Genomic DNA, 25,912 nt, shown 5'->3' with positions numbered 1-25,912 from the left:
CCTCAAATCTTGACCAGCTTCTTGCGAAGCCAGAGCAGGATAACGGCGTAAATCAGAAGGATCAGCAACAGCGCCACAGCAATGGTTGACGCGTAGCCGAAGTCCAATTTGCGAAAAGCGGTGGTGAATATGTAGGTCGACAGGATTTGCGTCGAATTGGCAGGCCCGCCGCCGGTCATCACATAGATCAGGTCGGCGAAATTGGCGATCCAGATCGTCCTCAGCATCACGGTGATCGCGATCATCGGAGCAAGAAACGGCAACGTGATCTTGGTGAAGGTCTGCCAGGGGGTCGCGCCATCGACTTCTGCGGCCTCATAAAGCTCATCGGGTATTGATTGCAAAGCCGCCAGCAGCGTGATCGCAAAGAACGGCACGCCAAACCAGATATTTGCTGTGATCGGACCCCAAATGGCAAGCTTGGGGTCGCCAAGGATATTGTAGGGCTCTGACAGAATGCCAAGCGCGGCCAGCCAATGCGGCAGCGGGCCGATGACAGGGTTGAAAAGCCACGCCCAAGTCAGCGCGGAAAGGAAGGTCGGGACAGCCCAGGGTAGGAAAACAAGCGCCTGAAAAAGTTTCTTTCCAAAGAACTGCGTGTTCAAAAGCATGGCAAGGCCAAGGCCAAGCAGAAACTGGAACGTTATCGACCAAAAGGTCCAGAACAGCGTGTTCTCCATCGCGATCCAGAACTTGCGGTCTCGCCACAGGTCAACGTAGTTTTCAAACCCGATCCAACCAGACGCAAAAGGCTTTAACAGCTCAATGGATTGGAACGAATATGAGATTCCGATGATTAGCGGAACCATGATCACCGCACCGATCAAAAGAATTGCGGGCGACAAATAGAAAAAAGGCTCGACCATGTATTGCAGGTAGAGCGAGCGTCGTGCCCGGGTTTCCCCGGGCCTGACAGTTTTCTGAATGCGCGAAATCACTGTTTTGCCTTCCACTTGGCATGCTCGTCGGTGAGGAACTCTGCCCACTCATCCGCGACGTCCTGCGCACTGCGCTGTCCCAACAGGGCTTCCTGACTGGTTTCCAGCAGAAGTGTGCTGCCAAAATAGCCCCACTGCTCCAGGTTGGTTGGCATTGTTGTCGGCACATATTGCTCACCGTTCAGTTCTTCGAACCAGCCTTTGAATTGCTCGGTCTGGAAATGAGGATCCTGATCGGCGCCTTTGTGGATCGGAATGACGCCAACACGCTTTGCCCACGTGGCGTTGGCTTTGGGCGTCGACAGGGCCGCAACCAGATCAAAGGCTTCGTCTTCATGTTCAGTTGCATTGAAGATCGACCAGCCTGCGAACCCAATGGTCGGGAAAGCTTTGCCCGAAGGTCCAACAGGCATCGGAATGACCGCGAAATCTTCGGCAGGCATCCGCTCGGCAATAGCGATCAGTGCATCCGGGTCCTGATCGAGGAACGCACAGGTGCCGGAATAAAAACCAGCCACAATCTCGTTAAAGCCCCAACTGACGGCGTCCTTGGGCGCATATCCGTTCTGATACATGTCGATCATGAACTGGATGCCTTCGACCGAGCCGGGCTCGTTGATGCGGCTGACACCGTCTTTTGTGAAAAACTCGTTGGTGCCGTTCATGGCTGCGGCGAACATGATCCAGCCATTTGTTCCACCGGGACCACCGCGCAGACAGTATCCGTACTTGCCGTCAAGCTCGGACACCGCGGCAGAGGCAGCCTTGAACTCTTCCATCGTAGTCGGAGGGGTGTCGATACCGGCTTCGGCCAGCAGTTTTTTGTTGTAGAACATCGCCCGCAGGTAGAAGCCGTACGGGATCATATAGAGATCACCCGCCTGGCTGCCCATGGCAACGGTCTTGTCTGTCAGCGTTGCCCCGTGTTCCCATCCAGCGACATGGTCCTTGAGACTGACCAGCTGATCGGACCCGGCATAAAGAGCCTGCCAGGTATCAGGCATTTCAACCACATCCGGGATGTCGCCACCTGCCACCATTGTCGCCAGCTTTTCGAACGCGTTGCCCCACGGCAGCGATACAATCTCGACAGTGACGTCGGGATTATTGGCTTCAAATTCATCAACCAGCCCCTGAAGCACCTCTGTACGCTCGGGGCTCGTAATAACCTCGACCAGTTTCAGTGTGGTCTCGGCATAAGATGCCGAACCCATGAACACGGCCGCAGCCGTCATTCCTGATAGTAGTTTTTTCATGTTTTCCTCCTGTTGATTTTATTGAGCGAACAGTTCTAAGCCGTGCTTTCGGCGAGAGCCGAAGCAAAATCGGCCCACAAGTCTTCTGCCGACTCGAGCCCCAAACTCAGGCGCACCAGATTGGGTGAGACCCCAAATTTCTGCATTGAGTTCTGTTCGCCAGCCTGAGCAAGCCCAACGCGTGCAGGCAGGATCAGACTTTCGAAGCCGCCCCAGCTCACGCCGAGGCGGAATAGGTTCAAAGCATCAGAAAGTTTTGCGATGTCGACACTGTCATCAAACTCAACCGACATAAGTCCGGACCGCCCCGTCAACCCGGGAACGTCGTTGGCCCCGGGTGAGTTGACTCGCCTCACCTGCGGAACAGTGGCCAGGCGATCGACGAAGATGTTGGCAGTCGCCTGATGCTGCATCATGCGCGCATGCAAAGTACGCAGGCCGCGCGTCAACAGGAACGCTTCAAAAGGTGCCAGTTTAGCACCAAGCAAAGGAAGTGTCAGATCACGGATGCGGGCGATATGGTTTCGGGAGGCAACCACCACGCCCGCAACCGTGTCCGAGTGCCCCGAGATGTATTTCGAGGCTGAGTGGATGACGATATCGATGCCCAGTGTGAGGGGGCGTTGGAACACCGGGCTTGCCCATGAATTATCGATCATCGTCAGCACATTGTGGCGTCTGGCATGCTCTGCGACACGGCGCAGATCCATCGCCTCAAAAACGACGGAACCGGGACTCTCCAGATAGGCCAGCGTTACATCGGCAAGCAGTTCGGGGTCGTTTTCGAAACGCTCCGGCGCGTGATAGTCGATATGCACCCCGAACGGGCGCAGGATGCGCTCCATAAACCGGAATGTGTCCGGATAGACATGTTTGACGCAGGCAATCCGGTCACCGGGTTTGACAAATGCCAGCAGCGTCGAAGAAATTGCGGCCATCCCGGATGCAAATGCAACGGCTGTCTGACCTTGTTCGGCTTCAGCCATGAGCGTTTCAAACGCGGCGACGGTCGGGTTTTCCACGCGCGTGTAGATGGCTGTTTCTGATTTTCCCGCCATCCGGTCTTCAAAACTCTGATAATTGTCGAAAGTGAATAGTGAGGTTTGAACAATAGGTGGCGTGACCGAACCTGCCGCGTCCGGGAAGGTTGCTGCAAGACGCGTCGAAAGGTCTTCGTAGTCAGACATTCTGGCTTTCCATGATTTCTAGGACTTCTGCTTCGACCATGTCCATGATCTCGCCGACAATCCTTGCGGCTTCTTCTGCTCTGCCAGCGACGACTGCTTCGGCAAGTTGCGTGTGCATTGGAATTGTGGCCTGACCCAAGTGCGGTTGGCCGAATGGTGCTTCGTATACTTCGTTAAAGGCTTCTTGAATCTGCCGGATTAGCTGCCCGAACAATGGGTTTCCGCACGCTTCGTGCAGTGAAGCGTGAAACCGGTAGTCTGCCTGACGCCAGTCCTCACCGGCAGAATGAACAGCTATGAGTTCTGCAACGCGGGCCGAAATCAAAAGCCGCTGCGCGTCTGAGCAATTCAGTGCTGCCAACCTTGCTGCCTCAATTTCCAGTGGCCGACGCACGGCGTGCGTCCGCAAAAGGCTTTCGGCTTCGAGCTTCAGCGTGAATGGAAGGTGGATCGTGTTGGCAGATACCTCGGCCGCCAATCGCGTCCCGGCTTTCTTGTTCCGCACAACGATGCCCATGTTCTGCCAGCTTGTCAGAGCCTCCCGAACCTTCGCCCTTCCGATCCCAAGCTGATTTGCAATTTCGATCTCTGGCGGCAGGCGATCGCCTACCTTCAATCCTTCCAGTTCGATCATTCCAGAGAGAGCCTCCAGAACGTCCCGGCCGCTGCTGCCAGCCGGTAGCACCTTCAAGGTGTTGCCGACACTCTCAGCTTTTTCTTTTGGGGGCGTTCTTTTGACCACGCGCGGCTTCTCCGATTCGTATTTCATTCACTTTTACATTTAATGTAGGACAAAATAAACAATAATGTCCGACATTAAAAAACGCTTGTCATCCTTACAGTTGAAGTCGAAAAATCCGGTCTCGGTCATTTCGCGGCGGGATCAATGCAACCATAATCGCCTGCGGCTTGTTGGCGGGCTGCGGTCTTCGCGCGTCCGTCTATTTGCTGTATTCCGCCCGATTTGCCGTAATCCTGAAACGCCCGCCCAGCGGCGCCTGTAATTGCCGTTAGATTTTTGTCAGCTACGGCTGAATAGTGCTTCTTTACGCTAGGGACCCGCGGTTTCTTGCCCAAAAAAAGATGTGCAAACTTGGCAAGGCTGATCTAACTTTTTAAATGCGGGGGCGCATCTCCGGATAATATGGATTTAAAACATTGAAACCTGAACACCGCGTATCTGCGGCCCCCCGGCATGAACTGCGCAATGTGCGCAATCAGGGGATCGCGTTCCTTGCTTTGGCGTTCTTGTTCAGCATTTTTGTGAACCTGCTTATGCTGACTGGCCCATTGTTCATGTTGCAGGTGTATGACCGGGTATTGGGCTCGCGTGCAGTGGAAACACTGACAGCGCTGTTTTTGTTGGTGGCGTTGCTTTATGCGCTGATGGCGATGCTGGATTTTGCCCGCGGACGCATCGTGGCCCGGTTCGGCGCACGGTTCCAGTCACAGTTGGATGAGCGCGTCTTCGAAGCAACGCTGCGGCGTTCACTTTTGCCGCAAATACGATCTGCCCCGGCAACGGCCTTGCGTGATTTGGAATCCATTCGAAACCTGTGCTCATCCCCCGTTCTGCTGGCGGTGATGGATATTCCATGGACGCCTGTTTTTCTGGGTGCGATTTTCCTGTTTCATCCCTTGCTGGGCTGGCTGGCCGTGGCAAGCGGTGTTCTGCTTGTCGTGATTGCACTGCTCAATCAGGCTCTGACCAGCAGAAAAGTCGCTGAAGCACAAACTGCAGCAGCGCGGGCAAACGCCTTTGCGGAACATGCGAGACAAGCGGCAGAGGTTGTGCGCTCACAGGGTATGCAGGCGGACGTGACAAAGCGGTGGTTGGACCAGCGTTCGAATGCCTTGCGCCAAACCATTTCGGCCAGCGACTGGACAGGCAGTTTTACGTCTTTGACCAAGTCGTTACGACTGTTTCTTCAATCTGCAATGCTTGCCTTGGGCGCGTGGCTGGTTTTGCAAAACGAAATGACACCGGGCGCGATGATCGCGGGTTCAATCCTTTTGGGTCGAGCCCTCGCCCCGGTCGAACAAGCGGTCGGCCAATGGGGCATGATCGAACGTGCGCGAACGGCCTGGACTTCCCTAAGCCGGTTTTTGGATCAGACCCCGCCCGAAGAGCAGCGGATTCGCTTGCCCATCCCGAAGGCACAGTTGGAAGCCAAATCGCTGACTGTCATTCCCCCCGGGGCAACAACGCCAACGTTGCGGAACGTGAATCTGAAGTTGCAACCGGGCAAGGCGCTGGGTGTCATCGGCAAAAGCGGATCGGGAAAGACGACACTGGCCAAGGCGTTGCTGGGGCTTTGGAATCCGGCAGCCGGTGAAATTCGACTGGGTGGTGCCACTCTGGATCAATATGACTCCAACGATCTGGGCAGCCATATCGGATATTTGCCGCAGCAGGTTACCCTGTTTAACGGGACCGTGGCCGAGAACATCGCCCGGATGTCAGAAAACCCGGATTCCGAAGCGGTGGTGGCCGCAGCCAAGAAAGCCAATGCGCACGACCTGATCCTGTCTTTGGAGAAAGGTTATGGTACCTTCCTTGAAGGCAATGACAGTCAGTTGTCAGGCGGGCAGAAACAGCGCATCGCTCTGGCCCGCGCCCTCTATGGCGACCCTGTTCTGCTTATTCTCGACGAACCAAACTCGGCACTGGACGCGGATGGCACCGAAGCCTTGAACGCGGCCGTGAGGGGGCTCAAGGCGGCAGGCAAAGCCGCCATCATCATGACACACCGCCCGCAGGCCATTTCGGAATGTGACGATCTGGCCGTTGTCGAAAAAGGACAAGTGGTCAGGTTCGGCAGTCGTGACGAGGTTCTCAGCGCAATGGTGCAGAACGCGGGCGCGATTAAGCGCAAGCTTAGCCCCGTAGGTGAATAATGGCAAAAAAGACGACCAAGAAGCAGGCGCAGGCCTGGAGTATGAGAATTCCCGCCCTGGTGGGATTCGCCGCACTTGCCATTTTGGTTGGCGGATTGGGTCTTTGGGCAGTGAAGACGCGCCTCGCAGGTGCGATCGTATCCTCAGGCGTGATCGAGGTACAAAGCAACCGTCAGGTGGTAGAACACCCCGATGGCGGCGTTGTTGGCGAAATATTTGTACGCGATGGTGATGTGGTCGCCTCGGGCGAGATGCTGTTGCGGCTGGATGATACTTTCCTATCGTCCGAACAGACGATTGTGGAAGCGCAGCTTTTTGAGCTTCTGACACGGCGTGTCCGGCTTCAGGCCGAACGCGACGGGCTTTCGTCGCAAGAGTTGGCGGCGCAGTTGCACGAGGTTCAGACGGAATACAGCATTGATCTGGACCTGATCGAAGGTCAGCAAAACCTGTTCGACGCCCGGGTGGAAACCCTATCCAAACAGCAAGAACAGCTGAACAAGCAGCTGGTTCAGATCGAGAGCGAGATTGAAGGCACGCAGGCCCAACTCGTTTCGCTGCGCCGTCAGGTTGAATTGATCGAGGATGAGCTGGAAGACCAGCAAAGCCTGTTGAAACGAGGATTGACGCAAACCAGTCGTGTACTGGCCCTGCAACGGGAAGAAGCCAGCCTGACAGGTGAAATAGGCCGACTGGAAGCTGCTGTCGCCCGCCTCAAAGGGCAGATCGCATCAACCGAGATCCAGATCGTTGAACTGTCTGCAACCCGCCGGGAAGAGGCAATTACCACGTTGCGGGACGTACAGGCGCAAGTTGCTGAACTATCGGAACGCCGACTGTCCCTGTCCGAGCGGCTGACACGATTGGACATCCGCGCACCGGTCAGCGGAACAGTATATGGAAGTCAGGTCTTTGCCCTTCAGTCTGTCGTTCAGCCGGGTGAACCCATGATGTATGTTGTTCCACAGGATACGCCATTGCTTGTCGCCGCGCGCGTTGACGCGATCCATGTGGATCAGCTGCATGTGGGTCAACCTGTCGCCCTGCGGTTTCCGGCCTTCAATCAGCGTGAAACGCCTGAATTGGACGGGCAGGTCAAAAACGTGTCAGCCGATACATTCACGGATGAAAAGTCCGGCTTTACATTCTATCGCGCCGAAGTGGTTATGAATGATGGCGAGCTGGACCGTCTCAACGGTCAGGAGCTTTTGCCGGGTATGCCTGTTGAGACACTGATCAAAACCGATGAACGCACCCCGTTGTCCTATCTGGTCAAGCCGATGGCCGATTACTTCAATCGTGCATTTAGGGAATGACGGCAGGGCTATCTCTGGATAACTGCGCTTTCCCATTCGGCCAGAAATCGGCGGCGTTTTAATCTGTCCAAAAACGTCATCAGCGCTGGATCCAGCCCAATCGTTTCACGTTCTTCGTCCGTGTCAAAAGGTGCCAAAGGCGGGAGGGTGTGGCCGCCACCTGATTGCGTGGATTGCTTTGATACAAGGTGACGAACAAAAGACGCGGCAAATTCGGGTACGGGTGTACCTTCAAGAACCATCACCGTGCGCATCATGGTCGTCTGAAAATCCGACGGCAGGATAACCTCAAGCGTATCCTTGTGCCCGGCGCGCGCATCCGCATAGCTGCCAAGTACATTATAGGCTACGGCGATCTCACCTTTAACAAGATCATCAATCATGTCGCCGGAACAGCAGTACAGACGCACATCCAACCCGCCCATGACTTCCATCAGGCGCCAGAACGTTTCTGACGCACGGGCATCCTGCGTCGCAAACAGATACCCTAGACCGGACTGACGGATGTCATAAGTTCCCACCCGGCCCCGAAAGCTGTCCGGTCGCATTCGAAGAGCTTCAATCAGTTGCTGTCGAGTCTCTGGGACAGGCGCGCCGGAAAAGGCGGCACGGTTGATCACGATGGTCGCGGGCTCGAACGTGAAGGCGAAAAGACTGCGATGCCACTGCGCCCAGGATGGCAGCGATATGTCATCAATCACGCGTCCATAACCGTCATTGGCCAGTTTCAGTTGCAGGTCCATGGCGCTGGAAATGACAATATCGAAATCTTCCGGTGCGGTGCGCACGATCCGATCGATGTCGGCAGTACCCGTCACCAAATACTCGACAGAAATGTCAGGGTTTTCCTTGATAAAGCTGGAAATCATAGGCTCAAACAAAAACGTATCGGTGCTTGAGATGACCCGAATATGTGCCTCGTCTGCTTCGGCGTTGAATACTTGCCGATCCTCCCAGACTTGCGCCTGTGTGACAGCGGGAAACCAAAGGAAGACTAAAGCGATAATGTAACGCATGCGCCGCCTCCCTGTCTGTTGGACAAGGCAAGCGCTCCACCATGCGCTGTTGCAACGTCCTGCGCGATGGTCAGGCCCAAACCGGACCCAATGGTACCACTTGCGTTCTTACCCCGTTCAAACCGACGCGTGAGAGTGTCAATTTCGTTTAAGGGAAACCCCGGGCCACGGTCTTTTACCCGGATTTGAGCCCATGGCTCCGACGTGACTTCGATGCGAACAGAACTGTCGGCCGGAGCATATTTAAGTGCGTTGTCAATCATGTTGCGCACGGCGTTTTGAATGAGGATGGGGTCACCTGAATACATGACCTGTGGGTCGCCACAAAGCGACAACGACAAGTCCTTCATCTCGGCAATTGGTGTCAGGCGCTGCACAAGGTCACTGACCAAAGCGTTCAGGTCAATGTCTTCCCGCTCAAGGTGGTCAGCCCGGAACGTGATCATCGCATGATCCAACAGCTGTCCGGCTGCACGAGAGCTTTCGTCAATGGCGCGCACCATCGAGCGCAGCGCCTCGCGGTTTTCTTCTTTTTCAACCCTTTGCAAAGTGGCGTCAGCATAGGACCTGACCGTAGCAAGAGGGGTGCGAACACGGTGGGCCGCCTCGGCAATAAAGTCTTCTGACTGGCTGAGTGACTGATCAAGCCGACCCATCAATGAGTTCAGTGAAGCAACCAACGGGGCCATTTCGCGGGGTACCGGCTTTTTGAACGGGCTAAGATCCTGCGGCCCACGGCGGGTGACAGAGGTTGTCAATCTATTCAACTGCCCGATGGTCGAGGACGTCGCCCAGAAGGAAAGAGCGGCAGCAAGGGCAAAGAACCCTACGCCCAGAATCGCTGCATTGCGCGAAATCTGGTCCAGAGTTTCGGCCAACGCGTCTTGTGTCTGCCCCAGCGCGACCACCAGTTCGGTTTGTTTGTCCAATCCCACCAAAGTCCGGCTGGCGCTGACCTGACGAATGGTTTCACCCCGGATCTTGCTGAACTGAAAAAGTGACCTTCCTTCGCGCTGCCCGATGGACGGGGGAAGATCTTCGTAGCCGGAAAGAAACGTGCCGTCCTGAAAAATAGAATAGAAGATCCGGTCGTCCGCAGGGGTGCTTAGCATCGCGAAGGCGGCATATGGGATATCAACCTCCAACTCCCCTTCCCGCAAAGCGGCCGCATCGAGGATTGAGGCCACTGATGCACCAAGTATGTTGTCTTGCCCCTGTTGCGCGACCTGCGCAGCATAGTTTCGGACTGCGACAAACAGCAGGAACGCAAGTATGGCCGCGCCGCCGATCAGTGTCAGAACCAGCCTGTTCCGCAGCGATCCTGACACATTGGGATCAGGAGGCATGGTCAAGTCTGTATCCCAACCCACGAAGCGTGGTGATCTTCAGGTCCGAGGGTTCCAGATGCTTGCGCAAACGGCCCACATAAACTTCGATCGCGTTATCAGAGACATCATCATCATAAGAAAACAGCCGGTCCGTTAGTTTTTGCTTCGAAAAAACCTGACCAGGTGCGCTGATGAACAATTCCAACAGGCGCAGTTCACGATTGCGCAGCGACACGGTCTCGTCACCCACGGTCAGATGGCCAGCCAGGGGATCGAATACGATGCCGCCGACTTCTATCGTTGTCTTCGTATTCCCGGATTTGCGACGCAGAACTGCGCGGCAGCGCGCTTCCAGCTCGGCATGATCAAACGGTTTGGTGACATAATCGTCAGCACCAAGATCAAGCGAGCCGATTCGATCCGAAACCTGACTGCGGGCCGTCAAAACGATCACCGGCGTGTCCAAATGGCTCGCGCGATGCCGCTTGAGGAAATCGCGACCGTCCCCATCCGGCAGCATGATATCCAGCAGGATCAGATCGTATTCCTGAGTTTCAACGAAGGCAGTTGCATCACCTAATGTAGACGCGTTATCAACCACATGCCCGTCTAACCTCATGCGGGAACTGATTGCGTTTGCGAGGTCTAGATTGTCTTCGACAAGCAGAAATTTCATCGGGCTTTTATACTATTCTCGCGCGTGACAGGTTGATGTCAGGTTGGTGTGTTTTTGTTCTTCCCAATCTGAGCCGCCATGCGGCCCGTTGTCAAATGGGAGGACATCATGACAACTTTCGCACTGGGCCGTCGCGCCCTGATCGCAGCTGTTGCTGCAGTCGGTCTTGCAGGACCTGTTCTGGCTGAAGACCAGGTAGTGGACAGCATCCACTTTCTGATCCCCGGCGGTGCCGGTGGTGGTTGGGACGGTACCGCTCGCGGCACCGGCGAAGCGCTGACGAACGCCGGCCTTGTGGGCACCGCATCTTATGAAAACATGTCAGGCGGTGGTGGCGGCAAGGCCATCGGCTATCTGATTGAAAACGCCGACAGCAACCACGGGACACTGATGGTGAACTCCACGCCAATTGTGATCCGTTCGTTGACTGGGGTGTTTCCTCATAACTTCCGCGACCTGACGCTGGTGTCGGGTACGATCGGTGATTACGCAGCCATTGTCGTCGGTAAAGACAGCCCCATCGACTCTATGAGTGATCTGCTGGCTGCCTTCGACGCCGACCCGGGCAACACGGCCATCGGCGGCGGCTCGGTCCCCGGTGGCATGGACCACCTGGTTGCAGCCATGGTGATGGAAGCGGCTGGGAAGGATGCGCTTGGCGTGAAATACATTCCGTATGATGCGGGTGGCAAAGCCATGGCTGCCCTTCTGTCCGGCGAGATTGCAGCGCTGTCCACCGGTTTTTCGGAAGCCGTCGATCTGGCCAATGCAGGTGAAGTCAAAATCATCGGCGTCACATCGGCAGATCGCGTAGAGGCCGCCCCAGACGCGATGACCATGAAAGAACAGGGCATCGACACCACCTTTGTGAACTGGCGTGGCTTCTTTGCGGCCCCGGGTCTGCCCGAGGACAAGCTTGCAGCATACCAGGCCGCGATTGCCAAGATGTACGACACCCCGGAATGGGAAGAGGTTCGTGCACGCAACGGTTGGGTGAACATCCACAACTCGGGCGATGATTTCCGGTCATTTCTTGAGCAGCAGGAACAACAGATCGGTGATCTGATGAAGAAGCTGGGCTTCCTCTGAATACAATTTGGGCAGAGCGGTAACCCGCTCTGCCATCCCTGACGACGAAAAAAAGGAGGGGGTCTCATGGCGCTGGATCGCTGGATCGCGCTCATTCTTCTGGGTGTTTGTTTAACATATGGCTACGCCGCTTGGTTCACGATGGACAGTAGTCTTCCCCCTTTCATGCAAAGAAACCCCATATGGCCAAGCACTTTCCCCAAAGTGCTGTCTATTCTGGGGATAATCACGGCCACGATCATTCTGCTGGGTTTCGAAAAAGCTGAACCCAGCGAACCTGAAATCGATTACCGGCGGTTGGGCGATTACCATCTTGGTCAGGCGATCATGCTGCTGGTTCTGATGGTTGTCTACGCGTTGTGCCTGCGTCCCGTCGGGTTCCTGATCTCAACTTCGGCCTTCCTGATCTTTGGGTCTTTTATCCTGGGTGAACGAAAATGGCATATCATGCTGCCCGTCGCCCTGGTCGCCACTGGTACGGTCTGGTATCTGGTTCAGGAAGTCCTTGGCATTTACATGCGCCCTTTGCCCGGCATTTTCGGAGGCTGACATGCTTGAAGGACTTCTGATAGGCCTGCAAACGGCATTCTCACTGCAAAATCTGCTGATGGTCGTCGCGGGCTGTCTGATTGGCACATTCATCGGAATGCTGCCGGGTCTGGGCCCGATGTCGATCATCGCCATCATGATCCCGGTGGCAATTTCCATGGGCGATCCGTCCGCCGCGCTGATCTTGCTGGCCGGTGTGTATTATGGCGCCATTTTTGGTGGTTCGACCTCTTCTATTCTGCTGAATGCGCCGGGGGTCGCGGGTACCGTCGCCTCCAGCTTTGACGGCTACCCGATGGCACGTCAGGGCAAAGCGGGCAAAGCCCTGACCATTGCCGCAATCGCGAGCTTTGCAGGTGGCACGTTCGGCGCGTTGCTTTTGATGATCTTCGCCCCTGCCCTGTCTTCTGTCGCGTTGCTTTTCCATTCAGCCGAGTATTTCGCGCTGATGGTTGTCGGCTTGTCGGCCATTGCCGCCTTTGCGGGAACAGGTCAGGTTGCCAAGGCTATCATAATGACAATCCTTGGATTGATCATGGCCACTGTTGGCGAAGGCGTACTGTTCAATATGCCTCGTTTCACCATGGGCATCATGGATTTGCAGTCGGGCTTTGGCTTTATCACACTTGCAATGGCCATGTTCGCGTTACCCGAGGCGCTGTTTCTTGTTCTCAAACCCAAGGACCTTAAGGGCGAAGAAGGTGAAATCAAGGACCTGCGCATAAGCAGGGAGGAAGCCAAAGCCATTGCTCCGGTGATTGGTCGCCAGTCTATCCAAGGGTTTTTCATCGGCGTTCTGCCCGGTGCAGGCGCAACGATTGCCAGTTTTCTGGGCTATGCGGTTGAGCGTAACATCGCCCCAAAGGCCGAGCAGGACGAATTCGGCAAAGGGTCGATCAAAGGGCTGGCCGCGCCTGAAACAGCAAACAACGCCGCCTGTACAGGCTCGTTCGTGCCGCTGCTGACGCTTGGCATTCCCGGATCTGGAACGACGGCGATCCTGCTTGGCGCATTGATTGCCCTGAACGTGACGCCGGGCCCACGCCTTATGCTGGACGAACCGCAGATCTTTTGGGCGGTCATCATGTCCATGTTCATTGGCAATCTGGTACTTCTGATCCTGAATCTGCCGCTGATCCCCTATATTGCCAAAGTTCTCTCGGTGCCGCGTAACTATCTGATCCCCTTTATTTTGTTCTTTACTCTGATGGGGGCCTATATCGGACAGAACAATGCAACCGAACTGCTGATACTGGTGGGTTTTGGGGTATGCGCAACGGCGTTGAAATTTGCTGATTACCCACTGGCACCACTGCTGATCGGTTTCATCCTCGGCGGTATGATGGAAGACAACTTCTCACGGTCCATGCAGTTGTACGATGGTATCGCCTTTATCTGGGAACGCCCGATGACGCTGGGTCTGCTGGTTATTGCGGCGCTTCTGGTGCTCCTACCCAGCTACCGCGCGCGCCGTGCACAGGCCCGGGCGGAAGGGGTTGCCGAAGGTGACTGACCCGCTGGCGGGAATACGGGTTCTCGATCTGACCAATGTCCTCGCGGGTCCGTATTGCTGCTACCAACTGGCATTGATGGGTGCCGACGTGATCAAGGTCGAACGCCCCGATGGTGGCGACCTTGCTCGCGTTCTGGGTGCAGATCCCGCCAGAAACAAGGCGGGGATGGGGATCAGTTTTCTGGCGCAGAACGCCGGAAAAAAGTCTGTCACGCTGGACATGAAATCGGAAAAGGGCAAGGCGCTGCTGAAACGCCTTGTCCAGTCAGCTGAAGTTCTGGTGGAAAACTTCCGGCCCGGAGTAATGGATCGTCTTGGTCTTGGTTATGAAGTTCTGCGCAACGTTAATCCCAACCTGATCTATTGCGCCATCAGCGGGTTCGGGCAGGATGGCCCCCGGCGCGGCGATCCAGCTTATGACCAGATTGTGCAGGGTATCAGCGGCGTGATGTCAATCACCGGCGCCCCCGACACGGCACCGTATCGCGTCGGCTATCCGTTGGCGGACACGGTCGGGGGGATGACGGCCGCCTTTGCAGTCGCGGCGGCATTGAACGCCAACCCACGCGGCACCTATCTGGATGTTGCGATGTCCGAAGCCGTGATTTCGACGATGGGTTGGGTTGTTTCAAATTATCTGGTGGGTGGCGTAACGCCCGGAGCGCATGGGAATGAGAACACAACCTCGGCCCCCTCAGGTACATTTGCCACGCGGGACAACCCGATCAACATCGCGGCCAATCGGGACGAGCAATGGCAGGCACTTGCCCGCTGTCTCGGGCGGGATGACCTGCTGAACAACCCCGACTACGCAACGCGTGAAGATCGCAAAACAAACCGCCACGCCTTACGTACAGAACTGGAACGCACCCTAAAGACGAAGGCCGCGGCCGAGTGGGTGAGTGAATTAAACGCATTGGGGGTACCGACAGGACAAGTTCTGACCGTGCCCGAGGCCCTTGCAGACCCGCAACTTTCCGATCGCGGTCTGATTGGCTCTTTGTTGGTTCACGGCGAACAAATGCAACTTGCAGGCAGTCCCGTCGTAATGAATGGCGCCCGGCGAATGCCGCAAATCGCGCCACCAAAACTTGGGGCCGACAACAAGGCGGTGTGGTCCGAAATCGGATTGACCGACGCGGAAGTCGACGCGCTGAGCAGAGAGGGGATCATATGAGCGATGTGTCAGATTGGTGGGCAACATCCATCATCGATATGGAACCTGGCCGGATAGACCTGCGCGGGGAGCCGATTCAAAACCTGATCGGACGCCTTGGTTTTGCGGAGATGATCTGGTTCATGGTACGCGGCGACCGCCCATCAAAAGCGCAGGCCCAATTGTTCGAAGCCGCGCTGGTCGCGGCAGTCGACCACGGTCCTCAGGCACCGTCGATTGCAACCGCGCGCATGGCGGTTACCTGTGGCCTGCCTCTCAACAACGCGATGGCGAGCGCTGTGAACATGTTGGGCGACATTCATGGAGGGGCTGGCGAGCAGGCCGTGGAACTCTACCACTTTATGGGCCATTACCCTGGCACTTTGGCGCAGGCAATCGATGCGTGGATCGAAAGCCACGGAAAGATACTTCCGGGTTTTGGACACAGGTTTCACACGCCCACAGACCCCCGCGCGCCGCGCCTGATGGATTTGGTCGCCGAAGCGGTGAAAACCCGTGCTTGCGATGGGCAATTCATGCGAATTGCGCAGCAAATCGAGGCAGAACTTGCGCGGCGTAAGGGTAAACCCGTCCCGATGAACATCGATGGCGCAACCGCAGTTATTTATGCCGAGCTTGGGTTTGCGCCACCATTGGCGCGCGGCCTTTTCTGCCTGTCCCGATCAGTAGGTATTCTGGCACATGCCTGGGAGCAGATGCAGCAAGGTGGTCGCAACAAAGGGCCTACCCCACCCTCGTATCGCTGGACGTATCAGCCGGGTTAAGCGCTTTTCCGATGGGACCGATTTGCCAACAGATCGGCGGCCGCACGGGCAATAACCAGCTCTTCATTTGTCGGGATAACCATGGCGACCACTCGGGACAGGTCTGTCGAGATGATCCGATCATTGTCCGCGTTGGCATCGGGATCCAGTTCAATCCCCAGCCACCCCATTCCAGAACATACCCTATCACGTACAAGACGCGAGTTTTCTCCGATACCACCTGTGAAGATCAAGGCATCAATACCGCCCAATATTGCGGCCATTGCCCCAAGTTCGCGGCGGATGCGGAACGTGAAATAGCTGATGGCCTGTCGACTTTCGCGGGTATCTGCTTTTTCAAGGGTGCGCATGTCGCTTGAAAGTCCCGAAAGACCCAGCAACCCTGATTTGCGAAACAGAAGGTCGGAAATCTCTGAGGCGCTCAACCCTTCCTGATCCATTAGATACAACAAAACACCGGGATCAAGCTGACCGCAACGGGATCCCATCGGCAGACCGTCCAACGACGAAAACCCCATGGTAGAACCGACGGATCGCCCCCCAATCATGGCACACATCGACGCACCGTTGCCCAGGTGCGCAACCACGACCCGCCCCGCGTGCAAAAGCGGTGCGGTTTTGGCCAAATGGTCCGAAATGTACTCATAACTAAGCCCGTGAAAACCATAGCGCCGGACGCCTTTGTCGTAATACTCGCGCGGCAGGGCGAATACGTCGTTCTCCCAGGGGTGGTTGCGATGAAAGGCCGTGTCGAAACAGGCAATCTGGGCGGCATTTGGAAAGCGTTCCATAGCTGCCTTGACGCCAGCCAGGTTGTGCGGCTGGTGCAGAGGTGCATATGGAGAAAGCTTGTCCAACTCCTCCAAAGCAGCGGCAGTCAACGGCAAAGGCGTATCGATCTCGGGTCCGCCGTGAACAATACGATGCCCAACCGCGGTGACCTCGCAACTGGGGAAGGCCCGTGACAACAGGTTCAGTACCCAGTCCAGGGCAGCAGCGTGGTCGTGAATATCGCCTGCCGTGCCATTCGCCAGAACTCCACCACCAGATGACCGCGCCTTGACGATTGGCTCAGGCTCACCGATCCGTTCGACCACACCGGCGCACACCATGACTGGATCGTCTTCTGTCAGTTCGAACAGGCCGAACTTCATCGAAGACGATCCGGCATTCAGGGTCACGACATGTGTCATGCATATCCTCTGGTTTGCGAAAAGGTGAAGTTCCTAAGGTTTACTGATCCGCTCTGGTACAAGGTTGAGTTTAAGACATTACCCAAGACTACGAGCCAGCCAACCGCTACAAACCCCGGTCTTTGCAAATCTCCATGGAAGAAAAGATCGTTCAGCCCATTTTTTTCCGGGGTGCCAACATCACCTTCATTCCTGCCAACCTAGTCGTAATCATGGATTGGAACACGTGCAAGGCACTAAGCTGACGCTGTCAAACACGGGTTCCGAAGCAAAGTTCACTTCATCCTCCGCGACGGTTTCCTCCACCCCCTTGTTTTCGCATGGTCAACCCAATGCGTTTTCTCGCGACATCAACATCGACAACACGTACTTTAACCACCTGCCCGGTTTTAACCACGTCATGCGGATCTTTGACAAACCGGTCCGCCAGCTGGCTGACATGAACCAGCCCATCCTGATGCACGCCGATATCCACAAAAGCGCCGAAGGCGGCGACGTTGGTGACTGTGCCTTCCAAAACCATTCCGGGTTTCAGATCGGTGATTTCTTCGATGCCATCGGTGAAAGATGCGGTGACAAAACTGGGGCGGGGGTCGCGACCGGGCTTTTCCAGTTCGGCAAAGATGTCCCTAACCGTCGGCAGGCCGAAATCCTGAGTTACAAATTGTTCCGCCCGCAACCCCTTTAACGCGCCATCATGGCCCATGATGTTTCGGATGTCGCGACCGCAGGCGGCAACGACCCGGCGCGCAATGTCATAGGCTTCAGGGTGCACTGAAGACGCATCTAAAGGCTCGGAACCGTCCCTGATGCGCAGGAAACCGGCGCATTGTTCGAACGCACGTGGTCCAAGGCGGGCGACGGACAGCAAATCCTTCCGCGATAGGAAGGGCCCATTCAGATCACGGTGGGTGACAATCGCTTCGGCCTGCGCCGGACCCAGACCAGACACGCGTGACAGCAAAGGGGCAGATGCGGTGTTCAGATCAACCCCGACAGCATTCACCACATCCTCGATCGCGGAATCCAGCGACTGTGACAGGCGATGCTGATCCACATCATGCTGATACTGGCCAACACCGATGGATTTCGGTTCGATTTTAACCAGCTCGGCCAAAGGGTCCTGCAATCGGCGCGCAATCGAGACCGCTCCACGTAGCGAGACATCCAGATCCGGAAATTCGCGCGCAGCCAGTTCAGATGCGGAATAGACCGAAGCGCCAGCTTCTGACACCACAACTTTTGTTGGTGCTTTCACCGTCTTGGGTAGAAGTGCAAGAGTGTCTGCAACCAATCTTTCGGTTTCACGGCTGGCCGTCCCGTTCCCGATTGCGATCAGTTCGATCCGATGAGCTGATATCAGATTGAGGATACTGGCCTGTGCACCTCGCAGATCATTCTTCGGCTGAAACGGGTACAAGGTGTCGGTGGCGACAACCTTGCCGGTTGCATCAACAACAGCAGCCTTTACGCCCGTACGAATGCCCGGATCCAGGCCCAAGGTCGCCTTGGCACCTGCCGGTGCGGCAAACAGCAGATCCTTGAGGTTTCGCGAGAAGACCTGAATGGCTTCGTCCTGCGCCCGGCTGCGCAGATCAGCCATCAGTTCGACCATCATTGAGAGCGAAAGTTTCACCCGCCAAGTCCAGCCCGCGACTTTGCGCAACCACACGTCTGCTAGCCCAGTGCCACGTGTCTGTAGATGGGCGGCGACAATCGTCTCGGCCCGCGCGGCACCAAACTCCGGTTCAGGCGCGATATCCAGCGTGACGATGCCCTCTTTGGATGCCCGCAGCATCGCCAATGCCCGATGTGACGGCACGTCCGCCCACAATTCGGAATGGTCAAAGTAGTCACTGAACTTGGTACCGTCCTTTTCCTTGCCTTCTATGACCTTTGCGCTGAGCAGAGCCTCGTGCTGCATGAAACTGCGCAATTCGCCCAGCAGAGCGGCGTTTTCTGTCAACCGCTCGGTCAAAATATCCCGCGCACCGTTCAAAGCATCCCGGGTCGTTGTTACCGCCTCGGTGAGGTACGCCGCGGCTAATATTTCAGGGTCGCAGTTGCGGTCCGCCAGAATAGCGTCAACCAAAGGTTCAAGCCCATTTTCGCGTGCAATCATCGCCTTGGTGCGCCGTTTTGGCTTATACGGCAGATAAATGTCTTCCAACTGCGCTTTGGTTTCCGCGCGCGCAATGGATTTACTCAGATCGTCGGTCAGTTTGCCCTGATCCTTGATCGAGTTCAGGATGGTTTCACGCCGCGCTTCAAGCTCGCGCAGATAAGTCAGCCGCTCAGACAGCAGGCGCAATTGGGTGTCGTCCAATCCTCCGGTTGCTTCTTTCCGGTATCGGGCGACAAAAGGCACGGTTGCACCTTCGTCCAATAGCTTGATCGCGGCACCGACCTGCTCGGAACGTGCCTTAATCTCGGTGGCGATAGTGCGGGCGATACGGTCCAATGGTGCCTCCTGAAGCGACGGTGGAAGAACTTCTTAACCAGCCGTTTCGGCAAGGGGAAGACCCTTGGTTCACTCCGCAGTCAGGCCGTTTCAGTTTGGCTGTTCATCAAGTCAGCACGCCAGGCAGTGTCCACATCAAACCCACGGCATAAGTCCGCGATACGGGCTACGCGTGCTTACCGAATGGGCCATATGTGCCAAGGTCACCAGATCATAAACCGGCAGGCTCAATTCCTTCTGAATTGAGGCCGCGTAAGGCGGTAGATCGGTGCATTCCAGTACCAGCGAACGGATTTCCGGTGTATCGCGTTTCAGTTTGCGTACAGCATTCAGAACTTCAGCCTCAATCAGATCGGTATCCATTCGGGTGCGCGTATTGCGCAGGATGACTTCGGCGAACTCGGTCGTGTTCTCAAGACCCTGCACAGCTACGGGGATATCCCCTGCCCCAACTCCATCGAAATGGCGTTGCGTCAGCGCCGAGGAATCGGCGGTTATCACTCCTACCGGTGCACTGGCACCGGTCATGTAATAAGCCAGCGGCACCTGAATCAGGCTTGAGGCAAAAACGGGCACGGACACGGCTTCGGCCAGCTCTTTCTGGAACAATGCAAGAAACCCGCAACTGCCAGTGATGGCCCGCACACCTTCGGATTCAAGCCTCTGCGCGCCTTTGATGAAGGGCTCCAGCAACTCTGGTGTCGGGTTGTTCAGCAGCTTTGGTACTGTGACGCCTTCAATCATCTCATACAGCACCGGGAACGGAAGACTCGATGGGTTTTTGATATGGCCCGGAGGTTTGGGGAAATAGCTTTCCAGGCACAAAACCCCGATGGATGCCCCGCAGATATTCTGTCCACCTGGGTAGATCGGCATGACGTTGTGATCCTTCTCGAGAAGTCGCTTCGCGTGTTTCAAAACCGCGACAAGGCAAATGGGTCCAGACTGATGTTCAGACGCTGTCCAGCTACCAGATCGGCCACAAGCTCTCCGGTTTTAGGCGCCATCATCAGGCCATAGTGGGAATGACCGAAAGCGCTGAACAACCCCTGATGTCCGTCAATCGGCCCGATGGCAGGCAAGCTGTCTGGAAACGATGGGCGGCGCCCCATCCAGAATTGCGTGTCGGCGGTATTAAGATCCGGTATCATTGCCTTGGCTTGTCGCGTCAGTAACGCCTGTTTTCGTGGATCGGGCGGGGCATCTACACGCGCAAACTCGGCGGTGCCTGCCACACGCAGCCCGCCCTGCATCGAACTGGCAACCACTTTGGCATCCACATCCATGACCGAATTCTGAAGGCTCGCCAAAGGTGCGGGGAACTGAACATGGTACCCGCGTTCAGCAGCCAGCGGCACAGACAGACCCAAAGGTTTCAAAAGCTCGGCAGACCACACACCTGCAGCCAATATGACTGTATCAGCCTGAAGCGTATCGGTCTGGGTTGTCAGGTGCCACCGCCCCTCGTCGGTACGGTTCAGTTTTCGAACTTCGGCCCGAATAAACTCAGCGCCTTGTTGGCGCGCTTTTTCTGCCAGAACCGCGCCAACCTGACCGGGTGATGTAATCCGTGCCTGACCTTTGATAAGGATCGCTGCTTCGAAATCCTCGGATAGAGCGGGTTCAATTCGGCGCAACTCTGGGCCGTCGATCCTCTCGAGTTGCCCACCTTTCTCCTGTCGGATCAGATATCCCAGCGCCTTCAGGTCAGCTTGATTCGGGTGGCGGAAAGCATGGATGTAGTTGGAATCGACAATCAGGTCTTCATAACCAGTGTTCTGCAAGTGACGTCGATACAACTCTATCGACGGTCTGCAAAGAAGCTCCATCGCATCCGAGATTCGGCGGACCGATCGTTCATCAGATGCCCTCAAAAACCTCATGCCCCAAGGGACCATCCTCGGCCAGAACGAGGCCCTGACGGACAGGGCGCTTTTGGGGTCCAGCAGCATCCGGGGGATTGCCTTCCAGATACCGGGAACCGCTTGGGGGATCACTGACCATGGCGAGACGACACCGGCATTACCGAATGAGGTCTCCTGCCCGGGCTCTCCCCGGTCAATCAACCGCACGGTTTTGCCACGTTCCTGCAATGACAGCGCGCAGCAGATGCCGACGATCCCGGCGCCAATTATGGTAACACGTTCAGACATGTCAGGCCGTTGCTTGAGTTCGGGTACGGGCGATCAACTGCGCAACGATCACGGGTGACGCCACTGCCAGCGCGATCAGGTCAGCCGTTAACGTGGGTGCCACGAAGATGATCCCGGCAAAGGCCATCAGAATACGAGAAAATACGTTGAGCGGTTGCAGCCAATAGCCGACGACCGCCGCGGACAGAGCGATGACCCCCGCTATGCAGCTTGCCGCAGTATATGTGAATTCCCAAAAATCAAACCCTGTGGAGGACACGAACAACAAAACCGGCGCATAGACGAATGCCATCGGCGCTATCACCTTGCCCAACCCGAGCGTAAACGCGGACAGCCCGGTGCGGAACGGATTTGAGTTGGCGATCGCAGCTGCCGCATAAGCCGAGGTACAGACCGGAGGTGTAATTTCGGATACCACACCGTAGTAAAGCACGAACAGGTGGCTTGCGATGGGCGGAACACCCAACTGGGCCAGCGCGGGCTGCGCGACAGAAACCAGCATGATGTAAAGCGCGGTGGTCGGAATACCCGCCCCCATCAAAATGCAGACGACAGCGATGAAGATCAGGGAGATGAACAGTTGCAGGTCTTCAATTGCAAACAGCTGGAAGCTGCCGAACGAGATCATATTATAAAGATCCGTCGCCAGATTGCCTGCCCCTTGCGTGACCATAAATCCGATACGAAAGCCGATACCGGTGGTGTTGATCACACCCACAACAATACCGACAGCGGCGGCAGCGGCACCCACCGCCAGCGAGTATTTTACGCCCAGTTCGACAGCAGCCAGCATCTCGGGTACTTCGATACGTTTTTGTGGGTTCAGTGTGGCTGTCACAGACAGCGCGCAGAGTATCGCGGTCATTGTCAGGTCGAACCCGCCATCCGAGAATTTCCACAACACAAAGGCCAGAAACGCCGCCGCGTAAATCAGCGTTGGTGGCTGCTTGATACGCGACATACCCGCGATCACCGCCAGCGATATGCCGCAGAAGGCCGACATGAATGGCGTGTAACCGGTAAACAGCACCACCAGCAGGCCAATCAGGGGCACGATATTGGCCCAACCTTCAGCCCAGACAGCTTTAAGCTGCGGTAATTGCTCTTTCGTCAGACCCTTCAGGTTCAGCTTGCGCGCCATCAGATGCACAACTGCAAAGACACCGACGTAGTGAAGAAGCGCCGGGAAGATCGCGGCAATGACAATAGTGGTGTAAGGCACCTCCAGGAACTCGGCCATGATAAAGGCCGCGGCTCCCATGATGGGCGGGGTGATCTGGCCGCCCGCCGAGGAAGCGGCCTCGACCCCGCCCGCGAAATGGCCCGGATAACCCAGGCGTTTCATGTTCGGGATGGTTAGCGCTCCGGTTGAAACCGTGTTGGCGACCGAAGACCCCGAGATCGTTCCAAAGAATGCCGATGAAACGACCGACACCTTGGCCGGGCCACCTGTATAGCGACCCGCCAGAATGGTGGCATTGTCGATAAACAACTGTCCCAACCCGGTGCGCTGCGCGATCACACCAAACAAAACGAAATGGAAGACTATGGTCGAAACGACCCAAAGCGTGACGCCATAGATGCCTTCCTGCGGAAAGTACATCGACGACACGAAGGTTTTGAAATTTACACCGGGATGCTGCAACAAACCGGGAAAATAAGGACCAAGCAGAGCGTAAGAGATGAATACGCAGATAATCAGCGGCAGCACCCAACCCAGCGTGCGACGGGCGATGTCAAGTACCAGCAGAATGATAACCACGCCAAGAAAGACATCGTAATTGTTGGGATTACCCATACGAAAAGTCTGTTCCTCGATCCCGAGAAAGGGAATACCGCGCCAGGCAAATCCAACGTAAAGCGCCGCAACGATGCCAAATGCCATGAATACCAGGTCATAAAGCGGGACGTTCCCGATACGAAACCTGCTGATTTTGAGCGCATATAGGTTTTTGGCCCCGACAATCGGAATGGTCGCGTAAACCAGTATGAATAACAGGGCCAGATAAATGCCCATGTGCCAGTGGTCCGCCGGCAAGCCGAAACCTGCGGTGAAGAATTCATAGGACGCGAATAACAGGGCAACAACCCGCAGAACCTTGGCCGTGTTCGGTGTAACCTGACGTACTGCGGCGCCTTCGTCGAACTGTTCTTCGATGGCTGCCAGTTCTTCGGCTGTCAGGTCGTGGTCATCGCGTGTTTCGGTCTCGGACATGATGGCCCTCTGATTGCGCGTGTAAGGAGAGTGCGGTGCCCCGCACAGGGGCACCGACGACAGGCTTCAATGAGGTTCGATTACTGCAGAAGGCCTGCTTCTTTATAGAACTTCTCTGCACCAGGATGCAGCGGGACACCCAGTGCTTCGACCCCGTCCAAAGCTGTGTCAGCTGTGATCTGCTTGCCTTTGGCGTGGCCGTTGTCCAGCAGTTTTCGGGTGTTGTCGTTCCACAGTGCTTTGGTCAGCTGATAGACCAGTTCTTCGGACAGATCCGACGACACAACCAGCATAGCGCTGACCGCTGGGGTCTTGGTTTCGGAGTCAATCCCTTCATACACACCGCCCGGTATGGCGGAAGGGATATAGGCCGGAATGATCTCGTTAATCTTGGCAAGGTCTTCGTCACTGAACGAGTGCAGGTTCATGCCTTTTGTCGATGACAACTGCACCATAGCGGCGACCGGCCAGCCAGCTGCGTAGAAATACGCGTCCAGCTGCCCATCGGCCAGACGCTCGGCGCTCTGACTGTTGTTCAGCTCTGCTTCGTCCATGTTATCGCGGTTTACGCCCCATGCATCCAACATCTGCAGCACGGCCACCTGTGTGCCTGAACCCGCCTGTGCGATACCCACGCGCTTGCCTTTGAGATCGCTCAGGTCACCAATGGTCTGACCTGCGGGCAGAACCAGATGCAGATCCTCTGGGAACAGGTTTGCTACAATGCGCAGCTTGGGATGCGGCTTGCCTTCGAACTTGCCTTCGCCCAGATACATCGAACGGGTGACATCAGCGGCGGCCAGACCGGCCTCAAGCTCGCCATTCTCCACTGCCGCGTTGTTAAAGACTGACGCAGTTGTTGATTGTGCAATCGCGATCAGGCCGGGTACGCCGCACTGACCACCCTCTTCGCAGGGGCGCGAGCCCGGAGGGGCCGAGATCCCATTTGCGATAGTTCCGCCAATCGGAAAATAAGTGCCGCCTGCACCACCGGTGCCAATACGGAAAAAAGTTGGGTCCTGTGCAAGTGCAGGCGCGGCCATAGCGCCTGCCAAAGCCAGACCTGTCAGGCATTTCATCAGTCTCATCGTAAGCTCCCAGTTTTGGATCATTGGATTCGGTTTGTCCGAACTCTGATCCAATCAGCCTATGGAGATTTACCATAAATACAAATTTGTTATATTTAACTAAACTGAAGTTTGGCTTATGGATGTGGAATGAACCTTACTCAATTGACTGTTTTTCGTGAGGTGATGGAAAGCGGCTCTATCTCTCAAACCGCAAAAAAGCTGAACCGGACACAGCCGGCCATCAGCCTTGCGCTCAAGAACCTAGAAAAAAGTTTGGGGCTGATCCTGTTCGAACGAAGAGGGCGCCGTTTGATTCCAGTACCGGAAGCGCACTACCTATTGTCAGAAACCACTGGTATTCTGGACAGATTATCTACGATTTCCAATACGATGCACGGGCTTCTGAAAGGGAGTTCCGGTAGCTTGAATATTGCAGCGATGCCAGGCCCTTCCACTTTTGCCTTTCCGAATTTCATCAGCCGTTCAGTTGGTGGAAACCCCGATATACAAATTACACTTTCAACCCGCAGCTCTCCGCAGATTATGGAACTGGCGGGTACTCAGAACATCGATTTCGGGTTTGCGGATTTTGAGCATCCGACAGGTAAGCAACCACAGTTCTCAGCCGAGATCATAAGCGGCGACTGTTTTTGCGCGCTGGACAGAGACAACCCTCTGGCGAAAGAAAGCGCCGTTACGATATCCGATCTTGACGGAGTTCCGATGGGCGGGCTGCATGACACGCATCCGTTTCAGGAAAAAGTGCGACAAGCGTTTCAGATGGTCTCGGCGAATTATACGCCAACCGTGACCTGCCAATATTTTCTGCCGCTTATCCCTTTTGTCGGATCGGGCCAATGCTGCACGATTGTCGATCCGTTGACAGTCGTTACCGAGCGGGAGTTGAACATTTCAAACGACCGTGTCGTGTTTTTGCCCTTCAGTGAACCGTTGAGGTATGAATATGCGATCCTGTCACCGAACCACCGGCCTCCGTCCCAGCTAGCGTTGCAGATCAAAGCCGGCTGGAAGGCTGAGGTTTTGTCGATGCTGCATCGAACAGGTGCCAACCCACAGACAGAAATCGCCTGAAAACATACACGTTTCCAGTGC

21 protein-coding genes are annotated in these 25,912 nt (G+C 55.9%); 8 read left to right on the top strand and 13 right to left on the bottom strand.

Features of this window, described 5'->3' with window-relative positions; genetic code table 11:
- Nucleotides 1-2 precede the first annotated feature (2 nt).
- From ACR0J7_RS14855 to ACR0J7_RS14840, 4 genes are read right to left on the bottom strand one after another with little or no spacing between them, the layout of a single operon-like run.
- Nucleotides 3-953 carry a carbohydrate ABC transporter permease gene (locus ACR0J7_RS14855; protein ID WP_480898649.1) on the bottom strand — a complete coding sequence of 317 codons (951 nt, stop codon included), beginning with the start codon at nt 951-953 and terminating at the stop codon, nt 3-5.
- A complete protein-coding gene (locus ACR0J7_RS14850) occupies nt 935-2,194 on the bottom strand; it encodes an ABC transporter substrate-binding protein (RefSeq protein WP_209599091.1) in 1,260 nt (419 codons plus the stop codon). Before ACR0J7_RS14850 ends, ACR0J7_RS14855 begins: the two co-directional genes overlap by 19 nt.
- Nucleotides 2,195-2,229: 35 nt before the next feature.
- Nucleotides 2,230-3,381 carry an aminotransferase class I/II-fold pyridoxal phosphate-dependent enzyme gene (locus ACR0J7_RS14845; protein ID WP_480914755.1) on the bottom strand — a complete coding sequence of 384 codons (1,152 nt, stop codon included), beginning with the start codon at nt 3,379-3,381 and terminating at the stop codon, nt 2,230-2,232.
- Nucleotides 3,374-4,150 carry a FadR/GntR family transcriptional regulator gene (locus ACR0J7_RS14840; protein WP_480900589.1) on the bottom strand — a complete coding sequence of 259 codons (777 nt, stop codon included), beginning with the start codon at nt 4,148-4,150 and terminating at the stop codon, nt 3,374-3,376. Before ACR0J7_RS14840 ends, ACR0J7_RS14845 begins: the two co-directional genes overlap by 8 nt.
- A 389-nt stretch (nt 4,151-4,539) precedes the next feature.
- Here ACR0J7_RS14840 and ACR0J7_RS14835 point away from each other — a divergent pair, with 389 nt between their 5' ends.
- Together ACR0J7_RS14835 and ACR0J7_RS14830 are read left to right on the top strand one after the other, a co-directional pair.
- Nucleotides 4,540-6,279 carry a type I secretion system permease/ATPase gene (locus ACR0J7_RS14835; RefSeq protein WP_480484348.1) on the top strand — a complete coding sequence of 580 codons (1,740 nt, stop codon included), beginning with the start codon at nt 4,540-4,542 and terminating at the stop codon, nt 6,277-6,279.
- Nucleotides 6,279-7,595 carry an HlyD family type I secretion periplasmic adaptor subunit gene (locus ACR0J7_RS14830; RefSeq protein WP_480514596.1) on the top strand — a complete coding sequence of 439 codons (1,317 nt, stop codon included), beginning with the start codon at nt 6,279-6,281 and terminating at the stop codon, nt 7,593-7,595. The genes ACR0J7_RS14835 and ACR0J7_RS14830 overlap by 1 nt, the downstream gene beginning before the upstream one ends.
- 8 nt (nt 7,596-7,603) lie before the next feature.
- Here the strand turns inward: ACR0J7_RS14830 and ACR0J7_RS14825 are convergent, their stop codons facing one another.
- Genes ACR0J7_RS14825 through ACR0J7_RS14815 form a run of 3 tightly spaced genes read right to left on the bottom strand, consistent with a single transcriptional unit; the run spans nt 7,604 to nt 10,615 of the window.
- On the bottom strand, nt 7,604-8,611 hold the full coding sequence (locus ACR0J7_RS14825) for an ABC transporter substrate-binding protein (RefSeq protein WP_480484346.1): 1,008 nt from the start codon (nt 8,609-8,611) through the stop codon (nt 7,604-7,606).
- Nucleotides 8,590-9,957 (bottom strand): sensor histidine kinase, encoded by a 1,368-nt coding sequence (locus ACR0J7_RS14820; RefSeq protein ID WP_480616825.1) that lies wholly within the window; start codon nt 9,955-9,957, stop codon nt 8,590-8,592. Before ACR0J7_RS14820 ends, ACR0J7_RS14825 begins: the two co-directional genes overlap by 22 nt.
- On the bottom strand, nt 9,947-10,615 hold the full coding sequence (locus ACR0J7_RS14815; RefSeq protein WP_267366073.1) for a response regulator transcription factor: 669 nt from the start codon (nt 10,613-10,615) through the stop codon (nt 9,947-9,949). Before ACR0J7_RS14815 ends, ACR0J7_RS14820 begins: the two co-directional genes overlap by 11 nt.
- Nucleotides 10,616-10,723: 108 nt before the next feature.
- Here ACR0J7_RS14815 and ACR0J7_RS14810 point away from each other — a divergent pair, with 108 nt between their 5' ends.
- The 5 genes from ACR0J7_RS14810 (at nt 10,724) to ACR0J7_RS14790 (ending at nt 15,707) form a co-directional block, all read left to right on the top strand.
- Nucleotides 10,724-11,704, top strand: coding sequence for a tripartite tricarboxylate transporter substrate binding protein (locus tag ACR0J7_RS14810; RefSeq protein ID WP_480914752.1), 981 nt, complete (start codon nt 10,724-10,726; stop codon nt 11,702-11,704).
- A 66-nt stretch (nt 11,705-11,770) separates the two neighbouring features.
- The gene (locus tag ACR0J7_RS14805; protein WP_480616811.1) at nt 11,771-12,253 is read left to right on the top strand and encodes a tripartite tricarboxylate transporter TctB family protein; all 483 of its coding nucleotides are present in this window, start codon (nt 11,771-11,773) and stop codon (nt 12,251-12,253) included.
- A 1-nt stretch (nt 12,254) separates the two neighbouring features.
- Nucleotides 12,255-13,766, top strand: coding sequence for a tripartite tricarboxylate transporter permease (locus tag ACR0J7_RS14800; RefSeq protein ID WP_480494103.1), 1,512 nt, complete (start codon nt 12,255-12,257; stop codon nt 13,764-13,766).
- The gene (locus tag ACR0J7_RS14795; RefSeq protein ID WP_480914750.1) at nt 13,759-14,943 is read left to right on the top strand and encodes a CaiB/BaiF CoA transferase family protein; all 1,185 of its coding nucleotides are present in this window, start codon (nt 13,759-13,761) and stop codon (nt 14,941-14,943) included. The genes ACR0J7_RS14800 and ACR0J7_RS14795 overlap by 8 nt, the downstream gene beginning before the upstream one ends.
- On the top strand, nt 14,940-15,707 hold the full coding sequence (locus ACR0J7_RS14790; RefSeq protein WP_480484342.1) for a citryl-CoA lyase: 768 nt from the start codon (nt 14,940-14,942) through the stop codon (nt 15,705-15,707). The genes ACR0J7_RS14795 and ACR0J7_RS14790 overlap by 4 nt, the downstream gene beginning before the upstream one ends.
- Here the strand turns inward: ACR0J7_RS14790 and ACR0J7_RS14785 are convergent.
- The 6 genes from ACR0J7_RS14785 to ACR0J7_RS14760 all read right to left on the bottom strand — a co-directional run bounded on the left by ACR0J7_RS14785 (nt 15,704) and on the right by ACR0J7_RS14760 (nt 24,817).
- On the bottom strand, nt 15,704-16,900 hold the full coding sequence (locus tag ACR0J7_RS14785) for an acetate/propionate family kinase (protein ID WP_480914749.1): 1,197 nt from the start codon (nt 16,898-16,900) through the stop codon (nt 15,704-15,706). The genes ACR0J7_RS14790 and ACR0J7_RS14785 overlap by 4 nt on opposite strands.
- 280 nt (nt 16,901-17,180) lie before the next feature.
- Nucleotides 17,181-19,361, bottom strand: coding sequence for a Tex family protein (locus ACR0J7_RS14780; protein ID WP_480774230.1), 2,181 nt, complete (start codon nt 19,359-19,361; stop codon nt 17,181-17,183).
- Nucleotides 19,362-19,496: 135 nt separating this feature from the next.
- The gene (locus ACR0J7_RS14775) at nt 19,497-20,237 is read right to left on the bottom strand and encodes an aspartate/glutamate racemase family protein (protein ID WP_480484339.1); all 741 of its coding nucleotides are present in this window, start codon (nt 20,235-20,237) and stop codon (nt 19,497-19,499) included.
- Nucleotides 20,238-20,275: 38 nt separating this feature from the next.
- A complete protein-coding gene (locus tag ACR0J7_RS14770) occupies nt 20,276-21,514 on the bottom strand; it encodes an NAD(P)/FAD-dependent oxidoreductase (RefSeq protein ID WP_480774229.1) in 1,239 nt (412 codons plus the stop codon).
- 1 nt (nt 21,515) lies between these two features.
- Entirely contained in the window at nt 21,516-23,729 is a 2,214-nt protein-coding gene (locus ACR0J7_RS14765) for a TRAP transporter permease (RefSeq protein ID WP_480774228.1), read from the bottom strand.
- Between the two features lie 80 nt (nt 23,730-23,809).
- Nucleotides 23,810-24,817 (bottom strand): TAXI family TRAP transporter solute-binding subunit, encoded by a 1,008-nt coding sequence (locus ACR0J7_RS14760; RefSeq protein WP_480774227.1) that lies wholly within the window; start codon nt 24,815-24,817, stop codon nt 23,810-23,812.
- A gap of 129 nt (nt 24,818-24,946) precedes the next feature.
- On the opposite strand from ACR0J7_RS14760, the gene ACR0J7_RS14755 reads away from it, so the two are divergent.
- A complete protein-coding gene (locus ACR0J7_RS14755) occupies nt 24,947-25,891 on the top strand; it encodes a LysR family transcriptional regulator (protein ID WP_480774226.1) in 945 nt (314 codons plus the stop codon).
- The last annotated feature ends 21 nt before the right edge of the window (nt 25,892-25,912 follow it).

This window comes from Ruegeria sp. O4 (genome assembly GCF_056535125.1).
The sequence above is the reverse complement of the archived record's forward strand: the minus strand, read 5'-3'. Positions and strand labels throughout refer to the sequence as shown.

What these genes read in the sequence shown, in the direction of transcription:
- ACR0J7_RS14850 (WP_209599091.1), bottom strand. Translation starts at nt 2,194, where the DNA reads ATGAAAAAACTACTATCAGGAATGACGGCTGCGGCCGTGTTCATGGGT.
- ACR0J7_RS14845 (WP_480914755.1), bottom strand. Translation starts at nt 3,381, where the DNA reads ATGTCTGACTACGAAGACCTTTCGACGCGTCTTGCAGCAACCTTCCCG.
- ACR0J7_RS14840 (WP_480900589.1), bottom strand. Translation starts at nt 4,150, where the DNA reads ATGAAATACGAATCGGAGAAGCCGCGCGTGGTCAAAAGAACGCCCCCA.
- ACR0J7_RS14830 (WP_480514596.1), top strand. Translation starts at nt 6,279, where the DNA reads ATGGCAAAAAAGACGACCAAGAAGCAGGCGCAGGCCTGGAGTATGAGA.
- ACR0J7_RS14825 (WP_480484346.1), bottom strand. Translation starts at nt 8,611, where the DNA reads ATGCGTTACATTATCGCTTTAGTCTTCCTTTGGTTTCCCGCTGTCACA.
- ACR0J7_RS14820 (WP_480616825.1), bottom strand. Translation starts at nt 9,957, where the DNA reads ATGCCTCCTGATCCCAATGTGTCAGGATCGCTGCGGAACAGGCTGGTT.
- ACR0J7_RS14815 (WP_267366073.1), bottom strand. Translation starts at nt 10,615, where the DNA reads ATGAAATTTCTGCTTGTCGAAGACAATCTAGACCTCGCAAACGCAATC.
- ACR0J7_RS14810 (WP_480914752.1), top strand. Translation starts at nt 10,724, where the DNA reads ATGACAACTTTCGCACTGGGCCGTCGCGCCCTGATCGCAGCTGTTGCT.
- ACR0J7_RS14805 (WP_480616811.1), top strand. Translation starts at nt 11,771, where the DNA reads ATGGCGCTGGATCGCTGGATCGCGCTCATTCTTCTGGGTGTTTGTTTA.
- ACR0J7_RS14800 (WP_480494103.1), top strand. Translation starts at nt 12,255, where the DNA reads ATGCTTGAAGGACTTCTGATAGGCCTGCAAACGGCATTCTCACTGCAA.
- ACR0J7_RS14790 (WP_480484342.1), top strand. Translation starts at nt 14,940, where the DNA reads ATGAGCGATGTGTCAGATTGGTGGGCAACATCCATCATCGATATGGAA.
- ACR0J7_RS14785 (WP_480914749.1), bottom strand. Translation starts at nt 16,900, where the DNA reads ATGACACATGTCGTGACCCTGAATGCCGGATCGTCTTCGATGAAGTTC.
- ACR0J7_RS14775 (WP_480484339.1), bottom strand. Translation starts at nt 20,237, where the DNA reads ATGCCGATCTACCCAGGTGGACAGAATATCTGCGGGGCATCCATCGGG.
- ACR0J7_RS14770 (WP_480774229.1), bottom strand. Translation starts at nt 21,514, where the DNA reads ATGTCTGAACGTGTTACCATAATTGGCGCCGGGATCGTCGGCATCTGC.
- ACR0J7_RS14765 (WP_480774228.1), bottom strand. Translation starts at nt 23,729, where the DNA reads ATGTCCGAGACCGAAACACGCGATGACCACGACCTGACAGCCGAAGAA.
- ACR0J7_RS14760 (WP_480774227.1), bottom strand. Translation starts at nt 24,817, where the DNA reads ATGAGACTGATGAAATGCCTGACAGGTCTGGCTTTGGCAGGCGCTATG.
- ACR0J7_RS14755 (WP_480774226.1), top strand. Translation starts at nt 24,947, where the DNA reads ATGAACCTTACTCAATTGACTGTTTTTCGTGAGGTGATGGAAAGCGGC.